The organism is Lentibacillus sp. CBA3610 (assembly GCF_013373365.1).
Taxonomy (GTDB): Bacteria; Bacillota; Bacilli; order Bacillales; family Amphibacillaceae; genus Lentibacillus.
Genome location: NZ_CP035925.1, coordinates 1,410,978 through 1,427,931, shown reverse-complemented (window position 1 = coordinate 1,427,931; position 16,954 = coordinate 1,410,978). Strand labels below are relative to the sequence as shown.

Below are 16,954 nucleotides of genomic sequence, written 5' to 3'. Positions count from 1 at the left end.
GCGTGCTGCCAAGTATTCTGGATGTTGCGCAAAAATATGGGTTAACCTTTCACGCCAAATCATATGGCAGGAAGGAGACGTTGTGTAAATGCCCTTTTTGCCGTGAGGATGCCAGGAAACCTAAAAAGCACTATCTTTCGTTAAACACGGAAGACAATCTATACAAGTGCTGGTTTTGCAAGGAGGCCGGCGGTGTGCTGGACTTTGAGGTCAAGTTAAGCGGTAAATCGTTTAACGCCGTGAAAGAACAGTACTTCGGTAAAGTGCGAAAATCGCTTCATCCGGCCTATCAACTCAATCCGTACCAATTGAAATGCATCGGATGGCAGAATTATAAACGAATATCATTTAACGGCTTTCTGCAGAAGCGGGAGCACGTACTCAAAGACTGGAAGCAATTTGTTCATGATGAACTGGTGACGCATTATGCGCTGTTTCTGTGCATCGCGCATTTGGAAAATCAAAATGAGCGGCAAAAGGAATTGATGACTTGGTTCATACGAAAATGCTGGACGTCACCGATTCCTGCCATGTATGACCAAGTTCAAAATGCATTTTTAGGACGCTATGAGGATTTAAAAGATTGGGCGGCAGAAGGAACAGAATTGGGCCGCAGTGCGTGGCGCGTTTGTTTGAAAACGATGGATATTGATCTGGATTCGTTGTTTCTCAATATCCTGTTTTTAAAAGCGCTAACGAAAATTGATGATAAAAAAAGACACAATCCAAAACGGAAAGTGTCACAGAAAAAGTTATATAACAAAGTTAAGGATACCAAGCGTCATGTCAAAATACAAATTTAAAGGAGTGTCATTTAAAATGAACAATGTCCAATTAATCGGGCGCATGACAAAAGATGTGGAGCTGAAATACACACAAAACGGCAATGCCGTGGCAACTTTTACGCTGGCGGTCAACCGTCCTTTTAGAAATCATCAGGGCAATCAGGATGCGGATTTCATTCGTTGTCAGGTGTGGCGCAAACCTGCCGAGAACACAGCACAATACTGTAAGAGAGGTTCTCAGGTAGGTGTCACAGGCCGTATCCAGACGCGCTCTTTTGAGGGGCAGGATGGCAAAACCGTATTTATGACGGAAGTCGTCGCCGATAACGTCGAATTTCTTGATACACGCAATCAAAGCAGTCAGGGAAAACCACAAAACAACCAAAATCAGCAATCGAATAATCCGTATCAGGGCCAGGGCGTACCGGTTGATGTCAACGATGAGGATTTGCCGTTTTAAAAGAAAAATGGAACAAAGGGGAGATGGTAAAAGATCCATCTTCCTTTTTTAAATTAAAATTATCAAAGCGGGTGAACGCATGATCTTTTCATTTTCTCGATTAAATTTGTATGAACAGTGCCCGTTTCGGTTCTACAATAAATATATCCTGGGTAAAGACGAACCCGTGACACAACCACTGGCACTGGGAAAGGCTGTTCATCAGGCCATTGACGATAAAATAAATGGCCTGTCTCATGAAGAAGCCGTCTTGAATGGGTATGCTGCAGCGGATTTCCATAAAGAGTTGAAACAACAGGAAATCTCGGAGTTGGTTGATCGAGCACCCATCCAGCTAAATATGGGTGAAACGGAGATGTATTTCAAACTGCCGTTAGCAGATGAAGCCAATGCACCTGAAATCCAGGGATATATTGATTTGTATGAAGATGGCATTATAACAGACTGGAAAACAAACCGTGTTTCTTATAATATAACCGCAAATAAGCAACTGGCATTGTATGCTTGGGCAATCAGCCAAATAGAAGATTTAAAAACAGTGAAAGGTGTTCTAAATTTTCTTCGTTTTAAGAAGGAAAGCAGCCATACTTTTACGGTAGACGATATGGAAAAAGCAAGGAAATGGGCGCTGGAACTGGCAAAAGAAATTAACGAAAAGGAAGGATTATTAAAAATACAGCCGCACGACTATAAAAAACTGTATCCGGCTAAACCGTCACGTTTATGCAGTCACTGTCCTTTTGCAAAGTCGTGTATTAAAATAAATGATATCGAAACACCGCTTGGAGTATAATCTGGCGGTGTTATTTTTTGAGTTATTATTAACAAGCTAAAAATGTTATAATATTCAACAATCGGGCCATTTAATGGAATAACTTTTTGTATTACTATGTATTTATAACTAGAAATAAATGTAACAATAAATTGCTGAATGTTAACAATTTAATTTCAGATAAATTATGTTATGCACTTAGACTATATGGATGGACTAAGATAATGAAAGGGGGAAAAGTATGAGCAGACGAAAGATAGTAGCACTGGTTAACCTTATAATAAGTGGCTTTATTGCCCTAGCGATATCTATATTTTTTGCCGGGGGAGCCATTGCGGAAAATTATACAGACAAAACGTTTGTTGCACCAGAGTTTTTCATCATCCTAGTTATTTGGGGAGTTGGCGCCTTGTTCGTTTTGATTCAGTACTTTAAGGATTTAATACCTTTTTTTGTAATATCACTTATATTTACTTGGGCTTCCATTCCTGTAGGGTTTAAAATTGGTATGACTATGGCTACATCGAGTTAAGAAATTAAAATCTTGCTAATGGGATTTTTAATAGAAGAAAATTGCCACACAAGCATTTATAAAGATTTCATAATCGGGCGATATTCCCTAATAAGAACTAGCGCCGATATAGCGAATTCGTAATCTATGTAAAAAACCTTAGGAATACTATCTATGGAAATTTATTGGTTAAAAAGAATATTGTATGAAGGGAGAATTGAAGTGAAAAAAGTAACTAGTTATACGATTTTCACGTTGATACTACTATTTTTAAATGGCTGTAATTTAAATAATGATGAAGTTAATAACGGCAGAGCAGATAATTCTCAAAACAATAATGACAGTGTACGAGTAGAAGAAAACAACAAGGAAGGAAAAGAAGCAACAGAACCAGAACTTAATCCATTTGGCAATCAAAAAGACAAGTCTCAAATAATGGAAAGCAATATTTTACAATATATCCATTGGATGTCCCATCAAAAAGTTAAAGCAGATGATAAATGGGGTTTTTTTGAAATAACGGATGAGCGTATTGAGTGGTTGTTAGATGCAATAGATGAGACAGAGTATTTGGAGAAGGCGGAAGAATATAAAGACATTTTGAATAGATGGAAAGACGGTAATTTTAGCGATGTCGTCAATGACCATAACTATGTTTGGGAAATTTTAGGGGGAGAAAAAGAAAGCCAGAAGGCTACGGAGATATTGAGTGAATCGAAAGAAAAAGAATATATTGAAAATACAGAGCAAATTGATGAAACGTATAAAGATGCAGAAGCTTCCAATTAGAAATTTTGTTCAATTAATGGGCGCTTTAATCTAATAAGATTAAGCGCCTTTTACATTATTAAGTTAAATATTAATCAAAAATATTTGATTTAACGGTTGCAATTAAAAACAGATGGTAATACAATAACATTAAATCAAATAATTTTGATTTATAGGAGTGATAAAGAGATGCTAAAAAAAATAAGTGATGCTAATCAGGAAATGTTTAGGACGTATGAAGCAAAATTCAAAGCCTTGTCTGATCAGCTTCGCCTGAAGATTATGTATGAGTTAAATCAAAAAGGGCAGATATGTGTTTGTGATTTAACTGAAATTATTGGTTTATCTCAATCAAAATTATCTTATCATCTGAAGATTTTACTTGATGTTAATCTAATCGAGAGAGAAAAGATTGGTACTTGGAACTATTATCGTTTAAATGAGGAGGAAGTAAGGGGGCTATTGTCAGAAGAGTTATGCTGTATTTTTTATCCAGAGAAAAAATAAAAAAATTTTTAAACTAAACATCAAATAAATTTGATTTATATATCAACTTAATTTGATTTATAAAGAAGGAGGAGGGGATAGAATGGATAGCTTTTTGCAGTTTTTAAAAACATTTTTTACGCTTTTTATGGAATTAACCGTGTTATTTATTTTTATCAGCTTCTTGGTAAGCTGGCTACAGCAGATGGTTACAGAGGACAGGATTAAAAGGATACTTGATCGACCCAATAAATGGAGTGGTTATCTATATGGAACAGGGTTAGGTGCTTTGACTCCGTTTTGCTCTTGTTCAACAATACCAATTTTAGCGGGCTTATTATCATCTAAAGCACCATTTGGTCCGTCAATGTCATTTTTGATTGCCTCGCCTCTGTTGAATCCAGTCATTGTCATATTACTTTGGACGTTACTTGGATGGAAACTGACACTTTATTACGTCGTCATTGTCGGCATATTTGCCATTTTAATCGGTGTTGTTTGGAAAGCGTTGGGGCTGGATCGTTCGGTTAAAAACGTGAATGTAAGAAAAGCAAGTAGTCAAGACAATAATGAAGGGAAATCCAAATGGAAACTAGCGTTGGAAGATGCTTGGGGCTTCTTTTATCCCTTACTTCCTTATCTATTAATCGGGGTCTTTATCGGGGCATTCATTTATGACTTTATCCCGCAAGATTTTATCGCCAAATATGCAGGGGGGGACAAACCCTGGACGATTCCGATTGCTTCTGTTGTCGGTATTCCAATGTATATACGAGCAGAGGCCATTTTACCGATTGGTGATGCGCTCGTAAGCAAAGGGATGGGTATCGGCACTGTTATCGCTCTTTTAATCGGAGGAGCCGGAGCAAGCATTCCTGAGGTTGTCCTATTGAGTAAGCTTTTTAAAAAGAAATTAGTGATTACGTTTGTGGCTTCAATTTTGGTTGTTGCTATCAGTACAGGATTTATCCTTCAAATTATCCTTTAAAGGAGGTGATAAGCATGGCAGAGAAAAAATCAGGACTAAAAAGGCTATTCTCCAAGCCTGATAAGGATTGTTGCAGCGTTGAAATTGAAGAAGTTGAAGAAACTAAAAACGATAAATGCTGCGGTGAAAAAGAAGAGAACAGTGAAAACCAACAAAAAGAAGCCTAGTGGCTTATTAGGGATGCCTTTAAATAAAGTGGCATCCCTTTTCATAAAAAATTATACAGGGAGACGTAGAAAAGGATGATTCTCAATGACCGTTAATCATGGAGGAACACTAACCCAAGATTATTTTAAGTCCTATATAAAATTGATTATAAGTGCAAATGAATGTTCTTCTGAAGAGGCAAAGAACATAGCTTTTAAACAGTTATTTGGAGAGGATGAAAACCGTTTTGGGCAGGAAACCTATAAGAATTTTTTATTAGCCTATAAGGAATTGAAAACTGATATATCAGGTGAATGGTAAAGACAATCTAATTATCGGTGGAGAAACAGTATGATAAAATAACTTAGATGCAGATTTACAAGAATGTTAATGCATCAAAAGGGCGCTATTCTCTAAAAAGTAATATCGCAATATCGCACATAAGGGCCAGATACTTGAAGAAGAGAAATTTAATATTATACTTGACCGTGTACTAAGATACACGATTTATTATGTTTATAGAGGTGAATAATTTGAGTTACCGAATTAAAGTATTTGCAGAAAAGTGTGGTGTAAATAAAGAGACGATTAGATATTACGAACAAAAAGCATTATTAAAAGAACCTTCCCGAATCAATACAGGTTATAGGATATATTCGGATGACGATGTTAAGCGTGTAAAATTTATCAAAAGACTGCAAGACCTGGGCTTTTCATTGAGTGAAATCTATAAATTACTTGGTGTTGTTGATAACGATGAAATTCGTTGCAAAAATATATTTGAATTTGTATCAAAAGAAGAAATAGAAATTCAAGAACAAATTGTAGACTTAAAGCGTATTGAGTCAATGTTAAAGGATTTAAAAAGTCGATGTCCAGATCAAAAGGCAATAAATCAATGTCCTATTATTGAATCGTTAATATTTGATTGAGGGTACTATAGATTTTATAGATAGAGGAGGAAGAAATAGTGAAAAAATATCGTGTTAAAATCAATGGAATGACCTGTACAGGATGTGAACAACATATTGATGCTGCATTAACAAGCATAGGTGCTAAAAATATCGAAACCAGTTTTAAATGTGGTGAATCGGTATTTGAATTACCAGATGATGTTAATGCTGAAAATGTAAGACAGGCAATTCGGCAAACAAATTATCAACCAGAAGAAATAGAAGAAATAGAAGAAATAGAAAAAATTTCATTACAGGACTTAAAAAGTATCGAGTTAGACAACAAAGATGATTATGATTTACTCATAATCGGTTCAGGAGGGGCAGCTTTTTCTGCGGCTATTAAATCAACTGAATATGGGGCAAAAGTGGGAATGATTGAACGTGAGATAGTTGGAGGAACTTGTGTAAATATTGGCTGTGTTCCATCAAAAACACTTCTTAGAGCAGGAGAAATCAATCATTTAGCAAAAGTAAATCCGTTCACAGGTTTACAAACATCTGCTGGGGAAATCAATTTAGCCTCTTTGGTGAGTCAAAAGGATGAATTAGTTAGCGGACTTCGAAATCAAAAATATATAGATTTAATTGATGAATATGGCATTGATTTAATAAAAGGTGAAGCTAAGTTTGTTGATGAAAATACAGTTGAAGTAAATGGGGAGAAACTTTCTGCAAAACGCTTTTTAATTGCAACAGGTGCTTCGCCAGCTATACCAACAATTTCAGGACTAGAAGAAGTGGATTATCTAACAAGTACAACACTACTCGAATTAAAAAAGGTGCCTAAACGATTAACAGTTATTGGTACAGGCTATATCGGTTTGGAACTTGGACAACTATTTCATAATTTAGGTTCAGAAGTCACGCTTATTCAAAGAAGTGATTGCCTTTTAAAAGAGTATGACCCAGAAATTTCGGAAGCTGTAGAAAGAGTCTTAATCGAACAGGGTATAAACCTTATTAAAGAGGTAACTTATGATCGTGTAGAACAAGTTGGAGAGATAAAAAAGGTTAATATAACGGTAGATGGTAAGAAAAAAGTCGTGGAATCAGAGCATGTACTTGTTGCAACAGGAAGAAAACCAAATACGGATTCTTTAAATTTAAGTGCAGTAGGGATTGAAGTCGGAAAACGAAACGAAGTCCAGATAAATGAATATGCTAGAACAAGTAATGAGAAGATTTATGCAGCAGGAGATGTAACATTGGGACCTCAATTTGTCTATGTAGCAGCCTATATAGGTGGAATTGTTGCTGATAATGCGATAGGTGGGTTAAATAAAAAATTAAATTTATCCGTTATACCTGCTGTCACGTTTATAAATCCATCGATTGCAACAGTTGGGTTAACTGAAGAACTAGCAAATGAAAAAGGCTATGAAGTAAAAACATCGGTATTATCTCTAGACGCCGTTCCAAGGGCATTAGTAAATCATGAAACGATTGGTGTATTTAAGATTGTTGCTGATGCTAAAACATTAAAAGTTCTTGGGGTTCATATTGTATCTGAAAATGCAGGAGATGTAATTTATGCAGCTTCGCTAGTAGTAAAGCATGGCTTAACCGTGGATGATTTAAAAGATAGCCTTGCACCATATTTAACAATGGCTGAAGGGCTAAGGCTAGCTGCTCTTACATTTGATAAAGATGTTTCAAAATTATCTTGTTGCGCAGGGTAAAGTTCTGATTTTATAGGTGCTTTATGTGAATGAATACACTTAAACAATCGGGCGCACTAATCGAATAAGGCTGCTCCTTTTGGTGTCCAGACAGTTGAAAAAGTAACAATACAACAGAGATAAAGGCGGGAGATAAATGGGGAAGGTTAGTTTCTTTTCAGGAATTGGATTAATAGCATTGAGTGGAATTTTATTTACTTTCGAAAGGTTTATTGCGGCTTTCCTATACGGTATTGAAGTTTTTTCAATCCAATTGAATGAAAATGGTTCTTACGGTCCTTTAGAAATGCCGGGCCTTTTTGACAACTTCTATGTTGGATTTTTATTGGCTTTAGGTTTGATTTTATTTATATTTGGGGCAATGAAAATTACTAAAAATCAAAAGTGATTTTTAAGGCGGAGATTAAGAGGAATACTCCTCAATCGGGCGCGCTTCCGGAATAAAGGGCAGCGTCCAGTTTGCCATTGTAGGCCCATTTTGCGGCATAGCGAAGAAAGAAAATGGGGGCTAGCATGGAACTAAAAAACGAGCTTGATATATTAAAGTTAATTGGTGAAGATGATTGGATGACGAATATTTTGGTCATGGCAAAATCGTTAAATTTACCAGATTGGTGGGTCTGCGCTGGTTTTGTTCGGTCGAAGGTTTGGGATACTTTACACGAATTTGATAAAAAGACAACCACGCCCGATATTGATGTAATCTATTTTGATGATACAAATACAGATGAGGATAAAGAAAAGGAACTTGAGCAAAGGCTGTTAAGTTTTTGTCCTAATGAGCCTTGGTCTGTAAAGGATGAGGCTAGAATGCACCTTGCCAATAATATTTCCCCTTATTCATCCTCTGTTGATGCCATATCAAAATTTCCAGAGACAGCAACGGCTTTGGGGGTTAAGCTAGATGAACATGACAACTTGGTATTGGCTGCCCCCCATGGGGTCGATGATGTTCTAAATATGATAGTAAAGCCAACTGCATTTTTCGCAGAGACCAAGGAACGTGCAGCAGTTTATGAAAAACGGATATTGAAGAAGAATTGGACATCGAATTGGAATCAGATAAAGGTTCAGCATATTCCAACTGTATTAAGCTAACGGGAGCTTATCTCTAATAAGTATTGTACCAATGTTGCATCATAGGGCCATATTTTCGAATAAACACAATCAACAAAAGAAATGGGGGATTTTATATAATGACCGAGATTAGAGAAATAGGATCCTTATGTTCCTTGGATGACAAAGGCTACATAATAAACGAGTCTGATTCTGAAAAAATTAATCATAAATTTCAATTAGCAATCCAGCGAATAAAAGAGAGCTGCCTTTATGTTTTACCAAGGGAAATTCATAGTATTTATATAAGGGGATCTTTATATATGGGCTTTTCATTGGAGCAAATCAAGGAAAGCTAGATGGCAACAATCGGTTGAACAGCAGTTGAAATGGTAGGACGGCAGCAGAAACGGTTACAGGCATTAGAACAGGTCCTGCAAGGGAATGCTATACTCCATTCAGTTTGAAAGGTGGAGATTAAGTGGCCCAATCATTTTTGAGATTATACATTTATTTCCAACCAACAGCAAATAGTATTACTAAAGTCTGTAGTTTGTCTAATGTTCCCATAAATAAATCTCTTTCTTTTAAAAAAGGGTTGTGAACGATTAACAGACCTTTAATTTTTGTGGAAAATATTTGCTGAAACCAAGTATACTATTAATAGGGGAATGCTAAGGTTTTCTTTTCGATTATGTTTTCAACGTGAAAAGTGCTACAATGTTTAAATGCGAAAAAGTTATTGATCCTCAAACTGTCAAAATGATAAAGAATAAAGAAGGTATATGCATGAAGAATGGCTGGAAAATTTACTCGAAAGATATGAAGAATATAACACGCAATTGGGTTGCAGCTATTTTGATTGGGGGACTTATTATATTGCCATCATTATATGCATGGTTTAACATAAAGGCCTCCTGGGACCCATATGGGCAGACCGATCAAATTCCAATCGGTGTTGTGAATGAAGATGCAGGGGGGCAGGTCAGGGACGAAAAAATCAACGTTGGTAACGACCTTGTCAATACACTTAAAAACAACGATTCAATGGATTGGCATTTACAAACCGTGAAAAGGCAATGGAAAATCTAAAATATGGCGATATTTTTGCTGTCATTGTCATACCGGAGGATTTCTCCGATAACCTGTCAACGGTAATTACAGATATCCAAAAAAAAAAGCAAAACGGAATCTACGTAAATGAAAAAATCATGCCCATATCCCCGAAAATAACAGACAAGTGCCAGTACGATTGTGGAAGCAGGTCAGTAGCAATTTATTTCCACAGTAAAATTGGCGTTATTTAATATGTTTGATGAAATTGGTGTAGAGCTGAACGAAAAGCTGCCTGATATCAAAAAGTTTGAGGATTATGTTTTTACGATGGAAAAAAAATTACCGGAAATTCATGATTTGATTTCAAATGGCCTGCAGGATACAAAGGATGCGCAGTCTATCATCAATAAAGCGCAAAACATGCTTCCGGAAGCTGAGCGGACAACCAATGATGGCCTTCAAACGGTTAATGAAACAGCTGACTTAATGTCAAAAGCTGAAGGCCGCTTAAATGAAATGGCACCGAAAATTGAGGAGGATTTGAAAAAAGCGCAAGGCACTGCTGAAGACATCAACAAACTGCTTAAAGATGCCCAGAATGTGAACATTGATTTTAGCAAGGGTAAAGAACTGCAGCAAAGCATTGACAGTTCATTGGGTGATGCAACCAGTCACATCGGTGAAATAGAAGCAAAGTTGAAGCAGCTGAAGGAAATGAATCAGGAGCAACAGGCCGATGGCGGTGAACATGGAAATAAGCAGAATAGTGATGAGGGTTCAAACGGTCAGGAAAACAGCGACCGAATAATATCAGACAAACGGCCAGAATACAGCGCTATCAGGATCAGGTAATTAAAGATGCCCATAGAACGATTTGAGCACACTGCGTGGAGCTCTTGAAGAGCGCAGAAGAATGGTCAAAACATACAGCATCATTGAGGGACAAAGCAGGAAGTCGATTCCGTTATCATCGATTTAGAAGAGTTATCTGGCAATACAGCAAACAGAATAGGAGATTTCCTGACAGATTATAAAGAAAATATTGAGCCAATAGTCAAACAGAAAATCAACAATGCGCAACAGACGTTATCTGATGCAAAAGGGATTTTATCAGATCAGTCACAATCCGGAGGGTAAACAAGTCCTGTCAAATACCGAAAATAATATTGGTGAGGGCAGGAAATGCTGAATACAATTCTTGGCGAATATCCGTACGTGAATAGTAAAGTCAATGAACTTGCTGATAAAATTCGTGACATCCAGGGTGAAACTGACATCAATGAAATTATTGAATTATTACAGAACGATCCTGAAGCAGAACGGAGCTTTTTTGAGGAACCGGTCAAGCTCAGCAAAAATGAACTTTTTCCAATTCCGAACTACGGTTCCGGGATGACCCCATTCTACACTGTCCTGGCTATATGGGTTGGCGGTCTGCTACTGATTTCCCTATTGGCCGCAGACGTTCATGGTGGGGAAGAACTAACGGACAGGGAGCGTTATATTGGAAAGTTGCTCACATTCCTTACGATCGGATTACTGCAGACAGTTATTGTGACGTTGGGTGATCGATTTATCGTAGACGCCTACATGGCACACCCTGTCTGGTTTGTGATATTCGGACTGTTGATTAGTCTGGTGTTTATGACAATCATCTATACTCTCGTTTCACTTTTTGGCGATGTCGGAAAAGCAATGGTCATTGTCCTGCTTGTTCTGCAAATTGCCGGTGCGGGCGGCACATATCCGGGTTGTTTTTGGCTTCCTGTTTTTTTTCCAGGCAATCAACCGTTTCCCCTTTTCCGTTTCACCTTTATTGTTTGCATTGGGGATTTTTGTTTAATTTGGCGGTGAAGCACTCGGGGGCTCGGTGTCCTGTTTAAAAATGTGGTTAATAAACATACCGACAGGCTGATGAAAAAGTCCAAGGAGGCTGGTTTATTCCATTAATGTTTATCAGTATAGAAAAAGCCCGCTATAGTGCGCCGTTCAACAAGCTATGCTATAAGCACTTTGAAACGTGAAATGCAGAGGATTACTTATAGTTAATCCAAACTTTACAACGCAGGATGGGAATGACGGAACCATCCCGTCAATACTCCTGCATGCGTCATGACTGGCAGGTCATGGGGTTTTAAGAACAGGTAGATTCGGCAGAACAAAGGCTGAAGCCATTCCTTTTGGAAAAGGTATGCCGTACGGCTGAAAAACTGGATAAGGTGAGAATGTTCGGAACTGGCGAATTTCCGAATGTACGGGTCTAAAGATTAAACATAGGGAAACCTATGAGTCATCCAACGATGGTGTGAGTGGTGTAGAGTAAAATTCGCCCTTTGAAATACACTATACCGGACAACGGCGGCATCCATCAAAGGCTTATAGTAAGCGCCTACGTCCAGAATAGATAGTTACGTTTGTAAGGGACTTGGAAAGCAAGGAACGTTGGGAACAAGGACTGTCATCCGAAACGGTTGCTATAAGGCTTATGCCAAAAAAAGCCAACTTATTCCTTGTGGGGAGCCCACATGCTACTTCGGTAACCCAATATAATTGTACCCTTTGTCAAGGACATTTTAAAAAAGACTATGCGGCAACCAAAAGATGACTCCTAAATTGTATGGGAGTCATCTTTTTTAGATCCCATTGGTATCTATAATTATTGTAATAAATCATGTATTGTTTAATTTCTTTCTCTAGCTCTTCTAAGGTTTCACATGGTTTTATATAGGCTTCATCTTTAAAATGACCGAAGAATGATTCTTGAGGTGCGTTATCCCAGCAGTTTCCTCGTCGTGACATAGATTGTCCTAAGTTGTACTTCTTTACTAATGCCTGGAACTCCGGGCTAGTATAGTGAACTCCCTGGTCAGAATGTATAAATGCATTTGTTGCCAGTTTAACTTTTCTGTTTTTCATAAGTTTTCGGATAGTGTCAGTTGCCAAATCTAATGCTAGACTACTAGAAACGTTATACGCTAATATTTCATTTGTTGAACATCCTTAATGGTCGATAAATAAGCTTTCTTCCATTTGATTGCGGCCACAACAAAATGTACCACTAGTGACATGTTATTTACCACTGAATGACAAGAAATGTACCATCAAATGACAAATAAATGTACCACCTACGCGATACCTTCTATATAATTAATGAGCACGCCTTTGGCGTGACATGGTTATAGGAGGTATTTTTTAATGATTCATTATCGAAAGATACTGGAATTGCACGATGAAGGCATCAGCCTTAGGGGCATTTCAGTAAGTACAGGCAATTCCCGTCAGAAGGTAACAGAAGTTATCGAACTGGCAAAAAAGAAAGGGGTGATGTGTCCATTAGAAGAGGAAATGTCAGATCAATGGCTGGAAGAGTTCCTTTATCCAGAGACAACCTTGGAGGCGTCAGGGCCGAAAGCCATAGATCGAATATATCATAAAGAGTTAGCGAAGCCCAAATGTGACTCTATCGCTGCTCATCATGAATAATGAAATGAATGCCCGTGCGAATCATAAATTCATATTCCTATCGTAGCTTTGTTCGTCATTACAGTAAGTATGCGGATAAATATAAGGCTACTTTACGCATTCGAAGAAAACCTGGTGAAATCATGGAAGTTGATTGGGCGGGTTCTACAGCCTTTATTATTGACCGAGATACTGGGGAGAGAATTAAAGCCTACATTTTTGTTGCGACTCTGCCTTGTAGTCAATTATCGTACGCAGAAGCAACTTTATCCATGGATTTAAATGCTTGGATAATGGCCCATAATCATGCGTACGATTATTTTGGCGGATCGACGCAGATTATAGTACCAGATAATCTGAAAGCAAGTGTAACAAAGCATACAACGCGTGACCTAGTTTTAAATCCTACTTACAGAGAAATGGCAGATTACTATAATACTATAGTTATGCCTGCCCGGGTTCGCGCTCCCAAGGATAAACCAAGTGTTGAAGGCTCTGTCGGTGTTATTTCAACATGGATAATTGCAGCATTAAGAAATACACAATGCTTTAGCATTTATGAACTGAATAAAGAGGTTTGGCGGAAATTAGATGAGTTTAATCAGCGCCCTTTCACTCGCAAACAAGGATGTCGCCTGTCAGCATTTGAAGAAGAGGAGAAATTTGCGCTTTCTCCTCTTCCAAACGCCCCTTATAAAATGTCTCAATGGAAAAAGGCAAAGGTGCGACCTGATTACCATGTCTCTGTTGAGAGCATGTTTTATTCTGTTCCATATGAGTATATCAATCGAGAAGTGGAAATAAAACTTTCAGATGATCTCGTCGAGATCTTTTTTAATCATATGCGAGTTGCTTCTCACAAGCGATTATATGGGAAATTTGGTCAATTAGCTACAATCCGTGACCATATGCCTGACAATCATAAGCTGTTTGTAGATCAAACGCCAGAGGCAGCGATTGAATGGGCCGAAAGCATTGGCCCATCTACTCTCGATATTGTTCAATTCATTCTGAATACGACACAGGCGGAAAAACAAGGATTACAATCCGTGTTTTCGTTAAAAAAATTAGAGCGCCGTTATACGAAATACGAGATAGAGCGTGCGTGTAAAATGATAACTTCGATGACGAACAGGGCCGACAGTCAAGAGCCTTCAAACGCTTTTAAAGAACAATAAAAAGAACGATGCCGAGCAAGAATTAAAACGCAAAACGGAAGTCAAAGAAAATAACTATGGGTTCACTCGTGAGCTGCTTACTATAGGATGGATCAATAATGAATGAACCAACACTGAACAAAATTACACGAAAATAACCGGCATGGCTGAGCCTACAAACAAGCATTTAACAAGAATTTCAAAACATGGTTTGAAGACCGGCTTTCTTTACTAGTCGATCTGGAACATTCTCGCCGTAAGAGCAATAAGCTTCAACGGCTGATCAAGCAAGCGACTTTCCTAAACTCAAAGGCCTGTATCGAGATTTAGAGTACATGATGATCGCCAAACTGGATAAAGACCTGATATAAAGCTAGCAAAGCGTGTTTATATCCAGGATGGTCACAACGTTATAAAAGGAGCAACCGGCTCTGGCAAATCATTTTTAGCAACTGCATTAGTATATCTGCCTGTCGGCATTTTAATAAAGTAAATACGTTCGCCTACCGGAGTTATGGATGAACTGACAACTTGCCAAGTTAGCCGCAGACGGACTTATCGGAATGCATTAAAAAATATTCAAAGTCGATCTGCTATTCTATGAAATGGTTACTGACTGACCTAACAGCTGACGAAGCAGCCATATTGCTTGAAATCACTGAGGTACGCCATAAATTAGCTTCAACCATCTTCTGTTCCCAAATTGATCCAAGTGGTTGGCACCTGAAATTAGGGAATGAAACAATTGCGGAAGCTATTTTAGACCGCATAATCCATGATTCCTATCAAATCCTGATAGACGGAGAAGTTTCCATGCGTGAGCGTCATGGATTGGTGGAATCTAAATGATCCCTATAGAAGTGGAAAACCGTATAGCTAAATATTTTTTCCATAGGTATTTACCTAATGAGGTGCGAATTGACATTGAAAACAAATTATTACCCCCTTGCATATGGGCAGAGGAAGAGGATTTAGAGCATGATGAACTTGTACTTTGGCAATCGAGATTATTGATAAGCAATAGGTTGATAAAAGTTTAAATAAATCAAAGCAGCCATTGGACTAAATTCTGCCCCAAATGGCTGTAATTATTATATACTGTCGAGATAGCTACCGCGCGTATGCTGCTTCCTTCTAATCGCGTTAGCTTGCTCCGCAAGCAAACGCTCATGACGAAAGCTACGCCCCCAACCCCCTATAAAATAAAGGATGAGCCATATCCGCTGTGATATTCAACTCATAAGCTAAAAAACTCTGCTTTTTAACATTGGCCGGCAAAGCTTCTTCAATCATTGGTAAGTACACAGGCAATGGGTGGTAAATACCTTGGCAAACAGTGGTAAAAAAGATGGCAAGGGTGGTAAATTCCGATGGCTGTAATCACCATTTCCATAAAATAAATAGGTTATATCTGTAAGCAATACTTTTCCGGGTGTAGTTTGTTTGAAATTTCTGTTAAGTAAATTAGGCACAACGGTGTGTTCCCTTGTAACTTTCATCATTCTTCTATAAGGGTTTGCTTTTCTAATTGGACAAATAATATTATATTTCTTCATAATTCTTCTGATACGCTTTAAATTATAAACGATACCGTACTGACCTTCTAATGTCATTTTAATTTGTCTGGCACCCTTTTTACGTCTCTTAAAGTGATACGCCTTCAATATAATATCTCTTACTTCTTCATCTTGATTTTCCCGCTGTTTTCTCCTGTTTTGGGATTCTAATGAAAAATAATTATAAACCCGATCGTGACACACCAGCTAGGTTGCATAAGTAGCTGACTTTATTGTTTAGCTTGTATTTATTAATGATCCCATTAATAAGTTCAAACTTCTGAAATGCCGCTAATACTATTTCTTCTTCCGTAGCCCCCTCTCCATTTATTCGATCTTTTAGGAGTTTCATTCTCTGCTTTCAATAATGATTTTTGTGCTCAAGTCGAGCATATTTCTGCCAATGAAAGTTCTTTCTCACTCGTCTACCCGAATTTGCCTTTCTGGTATCCTGTAGGCCGACTACTCCATTTTTTCTAAACGCAGCACGCCACCTCTTACCCGACGACTGAACACGCTTTAAACCAATAATATTAATATCGAAACCATATTCAGTAAATATCTCCCTTGGGAACTTACCTTTTCATTTTCCGTAATAAAAAATAACGTTTAAATTCATTTGTATATGTTAATTCCTTTATACTAAACCGATTTAACATAAAGATTACGTGATAATATCTAATTTCTTTCTCTGTAAATGTATTACTCATTTTGGCTTCCCATTCTAAGTAGTTTGTCCGGCGCGCGCGTGTGTGATGTTGCCCCCCTCCCCGGTCAACAATCATAAACACCTAAATCCAAGCCGTAGTTAAATAATATTCCTCAATATGCCTATATCACATATACAATAAAAGTACCCCACAGAGAGACTTTTTTAAAAAGTGTCTAATCTATAGGGTACATTTAATACTAAGCAGCTTTGTTTTATTCATCTTACGTGAATAATACGTCTTGTATCATCAATATCCAGTTTCATTTGACATTATAGTTCCAGAAACTGGCCCTTTAATTGAACAGGCTAAATGATTTCTTTTAGCTGGTGGACAAGGACTGTTGTTAGAAGAAGCATTCTTGAAAGAAAATTCAATATTAATACTAACATGAAATTTGAAATG

19 protein-coding genes and 2 pseudogenes are annotated in these 16,954 nt (G+C 37.7%); 19 read left to right on the top strand and 2 right to left on the bottom strand.

Annotation, left to right across the window (positions count from 1 at the left end):
• Window positions 1-194 precede the first annotated feature (194 nt).
• From Len3610_RS07230 to Len3610_RS21745, 16 genes are all read left to right on the top strand, one after another.
• Window positions 195-803 carry a hypothetical protein gene (locus tag Len3610_RS07230; RefSeq protein ID WP_176447347.1) on the top strand — a complete coding sequence of 203 codons (609 nt, stop codon included), beginning with the start codon at window positions 195-197 and terminating at the stop codon, window positions 801-803.
• A 16-nt stretch (window positions 804-819) separates the two neighbouring features.
• Window positions 820-1,245, top strand: coding sequence for a single-stranded DNA-binding protein (locus Len3610_RS07225; protein ID WP_176447346.1), 426 nt, complete (start codon window positions 820-822; stop codon window positions 1,243-1,245).
• Between the two features lie 79 nt (window positions 1,246-1,324).
• The gene (locus Len3610_RS07220) at window positions 1,325-2,038 is read left to right on the top strand and encodes a RecB family exonuclease (protein ID WP_176447345.1); all 714 of its coding nucleotides are present in this window, start codon (window positions 1,325-1,327) and stop codon (window positions 2,036-2,038) included.
• A gap of 220 nt (window positions 2,039-2,258) precedes the next feature.
• On the top strand, window positions 2,259-2,549 hold the full coding sequence (locus Len3610_RS07215; protein ID WP_176447344.1) for a hypothetical protein: 291 nt from the start codon (window positions 2,259-2,261) through the stop codon (window positions 2,547-2,549).
• Window positions 2,550-2,702: 153 nt separating this feature from the next.
• The gene (locus Len3610_RS07210) at window positions 2,703-3,317 is read left to right on the top strand and encodes a DUF6241 domain-containing protein (RefSeq protein WP_176447343.1); all 615 of its coding nucleotides are present in this window, start codon (window positions 2,703-2,705) and stop codon (window positions 3,315-3,317) included.
• 168 nt (window positions 3,318-3,485) lie between these two features.
• Complete coding sequence (locus tag Len3610_RS07205; RefSeq protein WP_176447342.1) at window positions 3,486-3,803, top strand: ArsR/SmtB family transcription factor; 318 nt, start codon at window positions 3,486-3,488, stop codon at window positions 3,801-3,803.
• 82 nt (window positions 3,804-3,885) lie between these two features.
• Window positions 3,886-4,770 carry a permease gene (locus Len3610_RS07200; RefSeq protein ID WP_176447341.1) on the top strand — a complete coding sequence of 295 codons (885 nt, stop codon included), beginning with the start codon at window positions 3,886-3,888 and terminating at the stop codon, window positions 4,768-4,770.
• Window positions 4,771-4,784: 14 nt separating this feature from the next.
• Complete coding sequence (locus Len3610_RS07195) at window positions 4,785-4,937, top strand: hypothetical protein (protein WP_176447340.1); 153 nt, start codon at window positions 4,785-4,787, stop codon at window positions 4,935-4,937.
• Window positions 4,938-5,022: 85 nt separating this feature from the next.
• Window positions 5,023-5,238 (top strand): hypothetical protein, encoded by a 216-nt coding sequence (locus Len3610_RS07190; protein WP_176447339.1) that lies wholly within the window; start codon window positions 5,023-5,025, stop codon window positions 5,236-5,238.
• Between the two features lie 212 nt (window positions 5,239-5,450).
• Entirely contained in the window at window positions 5,451-5,849 is a 399-nt protein-coding gene (merR, locus tag Len3610_RS07185; protein ID WP_176447338.1) for a mercury resistance transcriptional regulator MerR, read from the top strand.
• Window positions 5,850-5,887: 38 nt separating this feature from the next.
• Entirely contained in the window at window positions 5,888-7,552 is a 1,665-nt protein-coding gene (gene merA / locus Len3610_RS07180) for a mercury(II) reductase (RefSeq protein ID WP_176447337.1), read from the top strand.
• A gap of 136 nt (window positions 7,553-7,688) precedes the next feature.
• Window positions 7,689-7,940, top strand: a complete 252-nt coding sequence (locus Len3610_RS07175) for a hypothetical protein (protein ID WP_176447336.1) — start codon at window positions 7,689-7,691, stop codon at window positions 7,938-7,940.
• Window positions 7,941-8,065: 125 nt separating this feature from the next.
• Window positions 8,066-8,650, top strand: coding sequence for a nucleotidyltransferase family protein (locus tag Len3610_RS07170; RefSeq protein ID WP_010529446.1), 585 nt, complete (start codon window positions 8,066-8,068; stop codon window positions 8,648-8,650).
• Between the two features lie 747 nt (window positions 8,651-9,397).
• Complete coding sequence (locus Len3610_RS21755; protein ID WP_369693656.1) at window positions 9,398-9,700, top strand: YhgE/Pip domain-containing protein; 303 nt, start codon at window positions 9,398-9,400, stop codon at window positions 9,698-9,700.
• Window positions 9,701-9,916: 216 nt separating this feature from the next.
• Window positions 9,917-10,516 (top strand): hypothetical protein, encoded by a 600-nt coding sequence (locus Len3610_RS21750; protein ID WP_369693655.1) that lies wholly within the window; start codon window positions 9,917-9,919, stop codon window positions 10,514-10,516.
• 330 nt (window positions 10,517-10,846) lie between these two features.
• On the top strand, window positions 10,847-11,518 hold the full coding sequence (locus tag Len3610_RS21745; protein ID WP_369693654.1) for a YhgE/Pip family protein: 672 nt from the start codon (window positions 10,847-10,849) through the stop codon (window positions 11,516-11,518).
• 729 nt (window positions 11,519-12,247) lie between these two features.
• On the opposite strand, the pseudogene Len3610_RS07160 reads toward Len3610_RS21745, so the two are convergent.
• Window positions 12,248-12,690: pseudogene (locus tag Len3610_RS07160) on the bottom strand (IS3 family transposase); the annotation flags it as partial.
• 169 nt (window positions 12,691-12,859) lie between these two features.
• Between Len3610_RS07160 and Len3610_RS20775 the strand changes: the two are divergent.
• The 3 genes from Len3610_RS20775 to Len3610_RS20770 all read left to right on the top strand — a co-directional run bounded on the left by Len3610_RS20775 (window position 12,860) and on the right by Len3610_RS20770 (window position 15,132).
• Window positions 12,860-13,147, top strand: a complete 288-nt coding sequence (locus Len3610_RS20775) for a hypothetical protein (protein WP_255259829.1) — start codon at window positions 12,860-12,862, stop codon at window positions 13,145-13,147.
• Window positions 13,148-13,155: 8 nt separating this feature from the next.
• The gene (gene istA, locus Len3610_RS07155) at window positions 13,156-14,304 is read left to right on the top strand and encodes an IS21 family transposase (protein ID WP_255259828.1); all 1,149 of its coding nucleotides are present in this window, start codon (window positions 13,156-13,158) and stop codon (window positions 14,302-14,304) included.
• A gap of 579 nt (window positions 14,305-14,883) precedes the next feature.
• Window positions 14,884-15,132 carry an ATP-binding protein gene (locus Len3610_RS20770; protein WP_255259827.1) on the top strand — a complete coding sequence of 83 codons (249 nt, stop codon included), beginning with the start codon at window positions 14,884-14,886 and terminating at the stop codon, window positions 15,130-15,132.
• Window positions 15,133-15,671: 539 nt separating this feature from the next.
• Here Len3610_RS20770 and Len3610_RS20765 read toward each other — a convergent pair.
• Window positions 15,672-16,517 (bottom strand): annotated as a pseudogene (locus tag Len3610_RS20765) (IS3 family transposase); the annotation flags it as partial.
• Between the last annotated feature and the right edge of the window lie 437 nt (window positions 16,518-16,954).